We start from the raw sequence: 13,008 nt of genomic DNA on the forward strand, positions 1-13,008 counted from the left end.
TATGGATAAATTAAAAAAGATGACAACATATCGCCTCTTCTGGCCAATTGTATGTCTGGCACTTGTATTATTATTTAACCTTATAAAATCCCCATCATTTTTTGAAATCTCAATTAAAAATGGTGTGTTATATGGATATCTGGTCGATATTTTCAACCGATCCAGTGAATTGATCATCTTAGCAGTTGGTATGACACTTTGTGTAGCATCCAGTGCAGGAACTGATATCTCTGTCGGAGCGATCATGGCATTATCAGGAGCTGTATCTGTTTATCTTCTTGGAAGTGGAGAAACATATGCAATTCCTTGGATCGCAGCAATCCTGATCGGGCTTGTGGTATCTGTATTATGTGGTATGTGGAACGGATTCTTAGTTGCGAATATGAAGATCCAGCCAATGGTAGCAACCTTGATCTTATTTACCGCAGGACGAGGAATGGCACAGTTGATCACAGGTGGAAATAACTTATATGTCAAAGTGGACAGCTTTAAGTATTTAGGAGGATTTCTGCCACATATTCCAGTTCCAACACCGATTCTGGTAGCGATCATTGTAGTCATTTTAGCAACATTATTCTTAAATAAGACAGCAACAAAATTGTATATTGAAAGTGTAGGTATCAACCCAAGAGCCAGTCGTTTGTTTGGACTGAATTCTACAAAGATCATCTTTATCACATATGCAGCCTGCGGACTTTGTGCAGGAATCGCAGGAATGATCGCAACATCAAGAATCACATCCATTGATGCAAATAACGTAGGAAACTTGATGGAATTAGATGCGATCTTAGCAGTAGCACTTGGAGGAAACTCTCTTGCAGGTGGTAAATTCTCAGTCGCAGGAAGTGTTATTGGAGCGATCACGATCCAGGCATTATCTACAACATTATATGCAATGAAAGTAACTGGAGATCAGCTTCCACTTTATAAAGCAATCGTGGTTATCATAATCGTGACATTACAGTCTCCAGAATTTAAGAAATACTTAAATCGTATTAAAGCAAAACGTGCAGCAAAAACTGCTGGAGAGAAGGTGGCATAATGGCAATGGTAGAGAAAATTAAAAATAAACTTAGAGGAAATGGATTTTTGCTTGCAGTTACGATCGTATTATTCTTCGTACTCTATATTGCAGGTGCGATCCTTTACGGAGATCGAAACTTTACAAGCCCACAGGTGTTTTTAAACTTGTTCATTAGTAATGCTGGATTGATCATTGCAGCCGTTGGTATGACATTTGTACTGATCACAGGAGGAATCGATATTTCGATCGGTTCCGTCATCGGTGTTGTTTGTATGATGCTTGCATGGATGATGGAAGTGAAGCATATGAGCGCAGTCGTTGCAATTATTCTGGTATTAGCATTTGGTGTGATCTTCGGATTGGTTCAAGGATTTTTAGTAGCTTATTTAAAAATACAGCCATTCATCGTAACACTTGGAGGAATGTTCTTTGCCAGAGGTCTTACAGCATTGATCAGTTCCGATATGATCAGTATTGAAAATCCAACATTTTTAAGTCTTGCAAACTATCGAATTTATTTTGGATTTATTACATATTACAACAACCGAGGAGTTGCAATGCATCCTTATATCTACCTAAGTGTTGTCATTGCATTATTGGTTGTAGCGATTTCCTTTGTGATCCTTCGATACACAAAATTTGGACGTGCCGTATTTGCAGTAGGTGGAAATGAACAGTCTGCATTATTAATGGGATTAAATCCTAAAGTTACAAAATTAAAAGTTTATGTGTTAAATGGATTTTTAGCATCATTAGCTGGATTTGCTTTCTGCTTAAACTCTTGTGGTGGATTCGTAGAGCAGGCCAGAGGATTTGAGATGGATGCGATCGCAGCAGCAGTTATTGGTGGAACACTTTTAACAGGAGGTGTTGGAACTGTCGTAGGATCACTATTTGGATCACTGATCAAGGGTATCATTGAAACGATCATTACATTCCAGGGAACATTATCATCTTGGTGGACAAGAATCGTAATCGCATTACTTCTTTGCTTCTTCGTAATCTTACAGAGTGTATTTAAATCAATTCGTGAGAAGCGTCTTGCACAAGGTAATGAAAAGTAGATAGTTATATTTGGTTGATGTATTAAAGGAGGAAAACAGTATGAATAATATGCCAAAAACAAAGATCGGGATCGTAGCAGTCAGTCGTGACTGCTTCCCAGAAAGTTTATCAGTTACAAGAAGAGAAGCATTGATAAAAGCATATAAAGAAAAATATGATCCTGAGGACATTTATGAATGTCCAGTCTGTATCGTGGAGAGTGAGATTCACATGGTACAGGCATTAGAAGATATTAAAAAAGCAGGATGTGATGCATTAGTTGTTTATCTTGGAAACTTTGGACCAGAAATCTCAGAAACACTTCTTGCAAAACACTTTGATGGACCAAAGATGTTTGTGGCAGCAGCTGAGGAAAGTGGTGAGAACCTCTTAGATGGAAGAGGAGATGCATATTGTGGAATGTTAAATGCAAGTTATAATCTGAAATTAAGAAATATAAAAGCATATATTCCTGAATATCCAGTAGGAACAGCAGAAGAATGTGCAGATATGATCCATGAATTTTTGCCAATCGCAAGAACAGTAAAAGCATTAAGTGAATTGAAGATCATAAGTTTTGGACCAAGACCACTGAACTTCCTTGCATGTAATGCACCGATCAAACCATTATATGATCTTGGAATCGAAATTGAAGAAAACTCAGAATTAGATTTATTTGAAGCATTTAATCAGCATGAAGGGGATGAAAGAATTCCTGCGATCATAAAAGAAATGGAAGAAGAACTGGGTGCAGGAAATAAAAAACCAGAGATTCTTTCCAAGCTTGCACAGTATGAACTGACATTAAAAGACTGGATCAGGGATCATAAAGGTTACAGAAAATATGTAACAATTGCCGGAAAATGCTGGCCAGCATTCCAGACTCAGTTTGGATTTGTACCATGTTATGTAAACAGTCGTTTGGCAGCACAGGGAATTCCAGTATCCTGTGAAGTAGATATCTATGGTGCATTAAGCGAATTTATTGGAACGGTTGTAAGTCAGGATGCTGTGACATTATTAGATATCAACAACTCCGTACCAGCAGATATGTATAATGAAGAAATTAAAGATAACTATGACTATACACAAAAAGATACATTTATGGGATTCCATTGTGGAAACACAGCAAAATCTAAATTATCTTTCTGTGAGATGAAATATCAGAAGATCATGGCAAGAACATTACCGGAAGAAGTGACACAGGGAACATTAGAAGGTGATATCGCGCCAGGAGATATTACATTCTTCCGTTTACAAAGTACAGCAGATACAAAATTAAGAGCGTACGTTGCACAAGGAGAAATCCTTCCAGTAGCAACAAGATCTTTTGGATCTATTGGTGTATTTGCTATCCCAGAAATGGGAAGATTTTACCGCCATGTACTGATCGAAAAGAATTTCCCACACCATGGAGCTGTTGCTTTTGGTCATTTTGGAAAAACTTTATATGAAGTATTCAAATACATTGGTGTTGATGTCGATGAGATTGGATTTAATCAGCCAAAGAATATGCTTTATAAGACTGAGAATCCATTTTCATAAATAAATTTTACCTATTAACTTTTTACTCCTTCTTGGGAAAAACTGCATGCTGACCGCATGCAGTTTTTTCTATGCTTAGAAAAACAAGTAAAAATATTACTAAATATTATGACTGTTTGCGCGGAGCAGCACAAGAGTTACGAACAATAAGATTGCATGGAAGTGTCAGACGAATCGGAGTTTGCTGATTCAGAGAATCCTCTTTTGTCCGAAGTAAAATATAATGAGCAGCATATTCTCCCATAAATTCAGCCGGTGTATGAATCGTTGTCAGCGGAGGGTTTGAAAAACTTGCAACGCTGATATCATCAAAACCAATGATGGATATATCATCTGGAATTTTATAACCATTCTCATATAAAGCACGCATTGCACCGATTGCAAGAGGATCACTGGCAGAGAAAATAGCGGTTGGAAGGTCGCCATCAGCAATCATTTGTTTTGTCATGCTATATCCGGATTCAGCAGAATAATCTCCTTCATAAATAAAAGATTCATGGTCAATGGAATGTTCCTGGCAGAAGTTGATGAAGGTATCTTTACGTTCTTCAAAATATACACTGTTATCAGCGAGAACTTCCTTCCCGCCAAGATAAGCAATCTTTCGATGGCCAAGATCATACAAATAATCTAGTGCTTCAGTAACTGCCTGTTGGAAATCAAGATTGATCGTATCACAATAAATCTTTGGTGTTTTCATATCAACAAAAATAGTGTTGGAATTAAGTTTTTGAAAAGACTTAATCTGAGATTTATTAAATTTACCAATACAAATCAGACCTTGAAGATCCTTGAGTGTGTCAGGATAATTGCAATCGCTCTGGAAAGCACGGACAACGTGGATATTATGATCGGCACAATATTTTTCAATACCGACACGGATTGCCTGATAATAAGGATCTTCCAGTTCCTGAAAGACAGAATACCATTGAAAGATACCGATAGAAATCGATTTTTCAACGGTATTTTTTAGATGCTTTGTATAATTTAATTCCTGGGCAACCTTTAAAACGCGCTGTTTTGTTTCGTCGGTTACACTCAGGGTATCGTCTTGGTTTAAAATTCTTGATACAGTTGCAGCAGAAACAGATGCTTTCTGTGCAATGTCTTTGATTGTTGCCATGGAGATAAAATCCTTTCTCATAAATATTAATTTATCTCATTATAACAGAGAAAAGCACAAAAGTAAATTTAGTAAAATAAAAGTAAAAAATTTAGTAAAAACATATTGACAATTTTACTAAAAAGTTTTACTATACAAGTATCAAAGACAGCCACTAAAAACAGGAGGAAAGAAAAATGAAAACAACTAATGGAAAGGTTCCAGGCAGAGTAAAATATACTTTTGCATTTGGAGCATTGGGAAAAGATTTAATTTATGGAATGATGGCGACATTCGCTATGATCTACTTTACGGATGTGTTGAAAGTATCACCGGGTTTTGTAGGAATCGTTTTCTTCGTAGCAAAACTTTGGGATGCATTTAACGATCTGTTTATGGGAATGATCGTAGATAACACAAGATCACGCTTTGGAAAATTCGTACCATGGCTAGTGATCGGAACTTTAGTCAATTCCGTTGTGTTTGTCGTATTATTTACTGACTTTAAATTAACAGGAACTTCACTTTGCATCTTCGTTGCAGTGATCTATGTATTATGGGGAATGACTTATACGATCATGGATATTCCATACTGGTCCGTAATTCCAAACCTTACATCAGATCCACACGAACGAGAAGTTGTTTCCGTTTTACCTAGAATTTTCGCAAGTATTGGACAGTCATTAGTCATCGCAGGATTCGGTGTTCAGATTATTGCAGCCTTAGGTGGAGGATATATCGGATATCATCGTTTTGCTATGATCATTGCAGGAACATTTATTCTTACGATCGGAGTTGCAGTCTGCAACTTAAAAGTAAAAGAAAACAATGCACCAAGTGAGAAGATTTCTTTTAAAGATGTATTCTCAATCATTAAGAGAAATGACCAGTTACAGTCAGCAGTAGGACTGATCCTTCTATATAATGTAGGAATTCAGTTTATCATGGGTGTTGCAGTTTACTACTTTACATATGTATGTGGAAATGCCAACATGTTATCAGCTTTTATGATTAGTGCATCTATCGCAGAAGTTGTTGGATTGATCATCTTCCCAGAAGTAGCAAAGAAATTATCAAGACATACATCATTTTTACTGGCATGTATTTTACCATTTATTGGTTTAGCATTATTATTAGTTGTTGGATTTGTATGCCCACAGAACATTGTATTAACAGCAATTTCAGGAGTGATTGTAAAGACAGGAACAGGATTAGAACTTGGATGTGCGACAGTATTCTTATCTGATGTTGTTGACTATGGTGAGTACAAACTGGGAACAAGAAATGAATCCGTTGTATTCTCTTTACAGACATTGATCGTAAAATTTACAGCGGCTTTAACATCACTTTTCATTGGATTTGCACTGGAACGTACAGGATATATTCCAAATCCAAACGCTGTACAGTCAGCACTGACATTGAATTCTATCAGATTTTTAATGTGTGCGATTCCAGCGGTGTCCATGCTTGTAGCCTATGTAGTTTATAAAAAAGCATATCATCTGGATGACAGTTTTATGAAGAAAGTTATTCAGACGATCGAAGAAAGGAGAGCAAACCGCAATGCCGAACAGTATTAAAAAATTAGAAGAAGCTTTTAAAGAAGGAAAATATGATCAGTTATTAAAAGATATCTATGTAGATGAAGCAGTGATTGAATATCAGCAGGAACGCTACATCAAAGCATTAGAATCCTTTGAAAAGATTTATGGAGAAAAAGAAGTAGAAATCTATAGTGCTCCAGGAAGAAGTGAAGTTGGAGGAAACCATACAGACCATCAGTTTGGAAAAGTACTGGCAACTTCCATTAACTTAGATGCGATCGCAATCGTTGCAAAAAGAGATGACGATGTGATCGATCTGAAATCAGAAGGATATGAAAGAATCATAGTAAGTCTTAGTTCTTTTGACCCAGCCAAAGCAGAAAAAGGAACATCACAGGCACTGATTCAGGGAGTTGCTTCTAAATTAAAAGAAGAAGGATATAAAATCGGTGGATTTGAAGCTTATGTAACAAGTGATGTATTAAATGGGGCTGGAATGTCATCTTCTGCTGCATTTGAAGTATTGATCGGAAATATTTTATCTGGGTTATATAACGATATGAAGATCGATCCTGTATTTTTGGCACAGGCCGGACAGTATGCAGAGAATGTATACTTTGGAAAACCTTGTGGATTGATGGATCAGATGGCTTCTTCTATTGGAGGCCTGATCAATATTGATTTTGAAGATCCAAAGAAGCCAAAAATTAAAAAAGTAGACGTTGATTTTGAAGAATATGGACACAGCTTATGCATTGTGGATACAAAAGGATCTCATGCAGATTTAACAGATGATTATGCAGCAATTCCATACGAAATGAAGAAAGTTGCCAATTACTTTAATCAGGAAGCATTAAGAGAAGTTGATAAAGATGATTTTTACTTAAATCTACCAAAGATCAGAGAAATCTTAGGAGATAGAGCAGTTCTTCGTGCAATGCATTTATTTGAGGAAAATAAACGTGTAGATCAGCAGGTAAAAGCTTTAGAAGAAGGAGATTTTGATACATTTAAGAAATTGATCAAAGAATCTGGGGATTCATCCTTTAAATATTTACAAAATGTATATTCAAGCCACGACCTGACAAATCAGAGTGTATCAATCGGATTGGCGATCAGTGATATTTCTTTAGGAGATAAAGGAGTCAGCCGAGTTCATGGAGGAGGATTTGCAGGAACGATTCAGGCATTTGTACCAAATGATATTGTTAGTATGTACAAAAAGAACATGGAACATGTATTTGGTGAAGGAGCATGTCATGTCTTAAAAGTACGCCCATACGGAGGAATGAAGGTATTATAAGATGATGAAAGTAAGAATGATAGAACAAAGAGATAACGGAGTCTGCTTATTTGAATTAAAAAACGATGAGATCAGAGTGATCACAAGTAATCTTGGATGTCATATATTATCTGTATTTACAAAGGATCGAGAAGGAAACTTTGGGGATGTTGTTCTTGGATTTGAGAATGTGGAAGATTGCTGGCATGGAGATGGAAGTTACATGGGAGCGATCGCTGGACGTGTTGCAAATCGTATCGGAGATGCAAAGTTTGAATTAAATGGAAAGACATACGAATTGGCAGCAAACAATGGAAAGAATTCTCTCCATGGAGGAATCAAAGGATTTAATCAAAAGATATTTAAATATGAATTGTTGGAAGATGGAATCCGTTTTATCTATCTCTCACCAGATATGGAAGAAGGATATCCGGGAAGTCTTTATCTGAAAGTTGTGTATCGTTTATGCGATAATACATTAAAAATGGAATATGAAGCAGTATCCGATCAGGATACACTGATCAATATCACAAATCATTCTTACTTTAATTTATCTGCTGGAAAAGATAAAATTTATCATCATCAGTTAAAGGTAAAAGCGGATGAGATTGCATGTGTTGATGAAAACTGTCTTGCCAATGGAACATTTTTAAAGATAGAAAACACACCATTTGACTTTAAAGAAATTCATGAGATCGGAGAGCGGATCAACGATGATCATGAACAGTTAAAACTTGCCGGAGGTTATGATCATTCTTTCATGGTAAAAGATGAAGATGACCAGTTAGTTCTATATGACAAAGAAACTGGAAGAAAAATGACGATGACAACAACACTTCCATGCATTCAGGTATACACAGGAAACTTCCTGTCTGGTGGATGTAATGGAAAAGGTGGGAAACCATACGAAAACAGAGATGGTGTTGCCTTAGAAGCCCAGTTCTTACCAAACTCCATACATATAGAAAAAGAACCAAAGGTAATTTTAAGAAAAGGCGAAGAATACGAAGCAGTAACAACATATCGATTTGAGGTGGAATAAGATGGATTTACAAAAAGATATCAAAAAACTTGTAACATATGGACTTGATAAAAAACTGATCATGCCAGAAGATGAAATCTATACGATCAATCAATATCTGGAAGTGTTTCGATTAGATGAATATGAAGATCCTGATATTGAAGGAGAAGAAATCATCCTGCCAGAGATTTTAGATCGTCTGACAGATACAGCTTATGATCGCTATATCATCAAAAGTGATGATATCGTGACAAGAGATTTATTTGACACAAAATTAATGGGAATCCTGACACCAAAACCAAGCCAGGTTATCAAAGAATTCCGTACCTATTACGAAGAGAGTCCAAAGAAAGCAACAGAGTTTTTCTATGAATTCAGCCAGGATACCAACTATATCCGAAGAGACCGCGTCAAAAAAGATATGAAATGGAAAGTAAACAGTCCATACGGAGATATCGACATCACGATCAACCTGTCCAAACCAGAGAAAGATCCAAAAGCAATTGCAGCAGCAAAAAATGCAAAACAAAGTTCTTATCCAAAGTGCCAGCTTTGCATGGAAAATGAAGGATATGCAGGAAGAATGAATCATCCAGCAAGACAGAACCACAGAATTATGCCGCTTGTGATCAATGACAGCAAATGGGGATTCCAGTACTCTCCATATGTATACTACAATGAACACTGTATCGTATTTAACGGACAGCACGTACCAATGAAGATTGATAAGGCAGCATTTACAAAACTATTTGACTTTGTAAAACAGTTTCCACACTATTTCCTAGGATCTAATGCCGATCTTCCAATCGTTGGAGGTTCTATCTTAACACATGATCATTTCCAAGGTGGACATTATGAATTTGCCATGGAACGTGCAGCGATCGAGAAAGAATTTGTCATTCCAGGATACGAAGATGTGAAAGCAGGAATCGTTCATTGGCCATTATCAGTAATCCGTATTCAGTGCAAAGATGAAAAACGACTCATTGAACTTGCAGACTATATTTTGAAAAATTGGCGTGGATATACCGATGAAGAGGCATATATTTTTGCTGAGACAGATGGAGAACCACACAATACGATCACACCGATCGCACGTAAAAAAGGTGATATGTATGAACTGGATCTGACACTTCGTAACAACATCACAACGAAAGAATGTCCATTAGGACTTTATCATCCACATAATGAGTATCATCATATCAAGAAAGAAAATATCGGACTGATCGAGGTTATGGGACTTGCAGTACTTCCATCCAGATTAAAAGCAGAGATGGAACATTTAAGTGAATGTCTTGTGAAGGGTGAAGATGTCAGCCAGTATGAAGATCTTAAGAAACATGCACCATGGGTTGATGAGATCAAAGAAAAATATGAAGATATCAATGAAGAAAATGTAGAAGATATCTTAAAAGAAGAGATCGGACAAGTATTCGTTAAAGTTTTAGAAGATGCCGGAGTTTATAAATGCACGGAAGAAGGAAGAAAAGCATTTGACCGATTTATTGCAACTTTGTAATTGAGTTCAGAAAGGAAATGACAGATGAAAATATTAGTATTAGGTGGAGCTGGTTATATTGGTTCTCATACAGTTTATGAACTGATCGATGCAGGGGAAGAAGTCGTGATCATCGACAATCTGGAAACAGGACATATTGAGGCTGTTCATCCAAAAGCAAAGTTTTACAAAGGAGACTTAAGAGATAAAGCATTTGTAGACAGTGTCCTAGATCAGGAAAAAGATATCGATGCAGTGATCCATTTCGCAGCGAACTCCTTAGTTGGAGAAAGTATGGTAAATCCATTAAAATATTATGATAATAACCTTTGTGGAACAAAGACAATGGTACAGTCCTTAGTAGAACATGGCATCGATAAGATCGTATTCTCCTCAACAGCAGCAACTTATGGAGAACCAGAGAAAGTACCGATCGTAGAGACAGACCGCACAGAGCCAACAAACACTTATGGAGAGACAAAACTTTCCATGGAAAAGATGTTTAAGTGGGTTGGTCGTGCACATGGACTTCGTTATGTATCTTTAAGATACTTTAATGCCTGCGGAGCACATGTAAGTGGACAGATCGGAGAAGATCATAATCCAGAAACACATCTGATTCCATTGATCTTACAGGTGCCAAATGGCAAAAGAGAAGCAATCAGTATCTTTGGAACGGATTATGATACAAAAGATGGAACTTGTGTAAGAGACTATATTCATGTAACAGACCTTGCACAGGCACATATTCTGGCAGTGAAATACTTAATGGAAGGTAATGAAAGCAACATCTTCAATCTTGGAAATGGTGTTGGATTTACTGTAAAAGAAGTCATCGAAACAGCCAGAAAAGTGACAGGAAAGCCGATCAAGGCTGTGGAAGAAGGAAGAAGAGCTGGAGATCCGGCTGTCTTGATCGCTTCCAGTGAAAAAGCGAAGAATATCCTTGGATGGAAGCCAGAACATGCAGATCTTGAAGAAATCATTGCATCCGCATGGAAATGGCACAGCAGCCACCCACAAGGATATTGTTCTGTTCAAAAGGAAGACAAATAACTCTTTTTGAACCATAAATCATCCCCGTACCGTTTAGAGCATGTTACCTGGCTCTAAGCGGTACTTTTTTGTTTTCGTAAAATATCTGGGACTATGTTCAAATAAAAAATAAAATGGTGTATACTAAAGAAAATAGTAAGATAAAAGAAGGAGTACGAATCGATGAAACGGTTACTAGGATATTTAAAGGAGCATCTTTGTGTTACGATCCTTGCACCATTATTTAAGATGCTGGAAGCTAGTTTTGAACTATTTGTACCATTGGTCGTTGCCAGCATGATCGATGTAGGAATCGGACATCACGATATTGGATATTTGTGGAAGATGGGAGGATTATTGATCTTACTTGGAATCATTGGATTTTCATTTTCTATCACAGCACAGTATTTTGCGGCAAGATCGGCTGTGTATACAGGAAAGTCGATGAGAAGTGATTTGTTTGCACATATAAATCAATTTTCTTATCAGGAGATCGATCAGGTTGGGACATCAACGCTGATCAACCGTATGAGTAATGATATCAATCAGGTGCAAAATGGAGTTAACATGTTCCTGCGTTTGTTTTTAAGGTCACCATTTGTTGTATTTGGTGCGATGTTCATGGCATTTACGGTGGATCATAAGGCAGCGGTTTCCTTTGTATTTACGATCACAGCATTGGCAGTGGTTGTTGGACTGATCTTATGGATCACGATGCCAATGTATAAGAAAGTACAAAAACAGGTCGATGGAGTATTAAAAAGTACAAGGGAAAATCTTCTTGGAATTCGTGTGATCCGTGCATTTAACAGACAAAGAAGTGAGGAAGAAAATTTCAGATTACAAAGTGGACAGCTTTATAACAAACAGATCCACGTTGGAAAGATTTCAGCGTTACTAAATCCTCTGACTTACATGATCATTAATTTGGGGATCATTGCAATCCTATGGTCTGGTGGAAAACAGGTTGATCTGGGTTATTTAACACAAGGACAGATCATTGCCCTGATCAATTATATGTCACAGATCCTTGTAGAACTTGTAAAACTTGCGAATCTTTTGATCATCTTATCTAGAGCGTTTGCAAGTCTTGACCGTGTGGATCAGATTTTTGCATTAGAGCCATCCATGAAGGAAACTGGAAAAACAGATATAGAAGAGAAGAAAGATACACCTATTCTTGAGTTTAAAGATACATCGTTTGTCTATCATGGTGCAAGAAAAGAGACGATCCATCCATTTGATTTTGCGGTGAAAGAAGGCGAAACGATCGGGGTGATCGGAGGTACAGGGTCAGGAAAGAGTACTTTTGTATCTTTGATCGCAAGATTATATGATGTGACATCAGGAAGAATTCTATACCGTGGAGTTGATGAGAAAGAATTAAAACCAGAATTTATCCGAGGAAAGATCGGATTTGTTCCGCAGAAAGCATCTTTGTTTGAAGGAAGCCTAAGAGATAATATGAAATGGGGTAAAGAAGATGCCACAGATGAAGAAATCTATCAGGCATTGGATATCGCACAGGCAAGAGAATTTGTTGATCAGAAGGAACAGAGATTAGACTTTAGAATTGAACAAAATGGAGGAAACTTATCTGGCGGACAAAAACAGAGGCTAACGATCGCAAGAGCATTAGTACGTAAACCTGAGATCTTAATTCTTGACGATAGTGCATCCGCACTTGACTTTGCAACAGATGCAAGACTTCGAAAAGCGATCAAAGAAAATACAGATAATATGACAGTATTTCTTGTATCCCAGAGAGTATCAACGATTCGTAATGCTGACCATATCTTAGTGTTGGATGATGGAAAGATTGCAGGAATCGGGACTCATCTACAGCTATTAAAAGAGAATCAGGTATATAAAGAAATCTGCGCATCACAGATGGCAGGAGAGGAGGCATAAGA

10 protein-coding genes are annotated in these 13,008 nt (G+C 37.1%); 9 read left to right on the top strand and 1 reads right to left on the bottom strand.

Going from position 1 to position 13,008, the window contains the following annotated elements:
* The first annotated feature begins 1 nt into the window (after nt 1).
* The 3 genes from OCV53_RS04315 to OCV53_RS04325 are packed head-to-tail and all read left to right on the top strand — an operon-like array spanning nt 2 to nt 3,613.
* The gene (locus OCV53_RS04315; RefSeq protein WP_055196687.1) at nt 2-1,042 is read left to right on the top strand and encodes an ABC transporter permease; all 1,041 of its coding nucleotides are present in this window, start codon (nt 2-4) and stop codon (nt 1,040-1,042) included.
* A complete protein-coding gene (locus OCV53_RS04320; protein ID WP_008391963.1) occupies nt 1,042-2,088 on the top strand; it encodes an ABC transporter permease subunit in 1,047 nt (348 codons plus the stop codon). Before OCV53_RS04315 ends, OCV53_RS04320 begins: the two co-directional genes overlap by 1 nt.
* 40 nt (nt 2,089-2,128) lie before the next feature.
* On the top strand, nt 2,129-3,613 hold the full coding sequence (locus tag OCV53_RS04325) for an L-fucose/L-arabinose isomerase family protein (RefSeq protein WP_055196688.1): 1,485 nt from the start codon (nt 2,129-2,131) through the stop codon (nt 3,611-3,613).
* 106 nt (nt 3,614-3,719) lie between these two features.
* On the opposite strand, the gene OCV53_RS04330 is transcribed toward OCV53_RS04325, so the two are convergent.
* Nucleotides 3,720-4,736 (bottom strand): LacI family DNA-binding transcriptional regulator, encoded by a 1,017-nt coding sequence (locus OCV53_RS04330; protein ID WP_055196747.1) that lies wholly within the window; start codon nt 4,734-4,736, stop codon nt 3,720-3,722.
* A gap of 176 nt (nt 4,737-4,912) precedes the next feature.
* Between OCV53_RS04330 and melB the strand changes: the two genes are divergently transcribed.
* The 6 genes from melB to OCV53_RS04360 all read left to right on the top strand — a co-directional run bounded on the left by melB (nt 4,913) and on the right by OCV53_RS04360 (nt 13,006).
* On the top strand, nt 4,913-6,295 hold the full coding sequence (melB, locus tag OCV53_RS04335; RefSeq protein WP_055196689.1) for a melibiose:sodium transporter MelB: 1,383 nt from the start codon (nt 4,913-4,915) through the stop codon (nt 6,293-6,295).
* Nucleotides 6,279-7,562: a galactokinase gene (locus OCV53_RS04340; RefSeq protein WP_055196690.1), complete on the top strand. Its 1,284-nt coding sequence runs from the start codon at nt 6,279-6,281 to the stop codon at nt 7,560-7,562. The genes melB and OCV53_RS04340 overlap by 17 nt, the downstream gene beginning before the upstream one ends.
* Nucleotide 7,563: 1 nt before the next feature.
* Nucleotides 7,564-8,583: an aldose epimerase family protein gene (locus OCV53_RS04345; RefSeq protein ID WP_055196691.1), complete on the top strand. Its 1,020-nt coding sequence runs from the start codon at nt 7,564-7,566 to the stop codon at nt 8,581-8,583.
* Nucleotide 8,584: 1 nt separating this feature from the next.
* Nucleotides 8,585-10,081, top strand: coding sequence for a UDP-glucose--hexose-1-phosphate uridylyltransferase (galT, locus tag OCV53_RS04350; RefSeq protein WP_055196692.1), 1,497 nt, complete (start codon nt 8,585-8,587; stop codon nt 10,079-10,081).
* Between the two features lie 24 nt (nt 10,082-10,105).
* Nucleotides 10,106-11,116 carry a UDP-glucose 4-epimerase GalE gene (galE, locus tag OCV53_RS04355; RefSeq protein ID WP_055196693.1) on the top strand — a complete coding sequence of 337 codons (1,011 nt, stop codon included), beginning with the start codon at nt 10,106-10,108 and terminating at the stop codon, nt 11,114-11,116.
* Between the two features lie 162 nt (nt 11,117-11,278).
* Nucleotides 11,279-13,006 (top strand): ABC transporter ATP-binding protein, encoded by a 1,728-nt coding sequence (locus OCV53_RS04360; RefSeq protein WP_055196694.1) that lies wholly within the window; start codon nt 11,279-11,281, stop codon nt 13,004-13,006.
* Nucleotides 13,007-13,008: the final 2 nt, after the last annotated feature.

Source organism: Anaerostipes amylophilus (assembly GCF_025567365.1).
Classification (GTDB): domain Bacteria; phylum Bacillota; class Clostridia; order Lachnospirales; family Lachnospiraceae; genus Anaerostipes; species Anaerostipes amylophilus.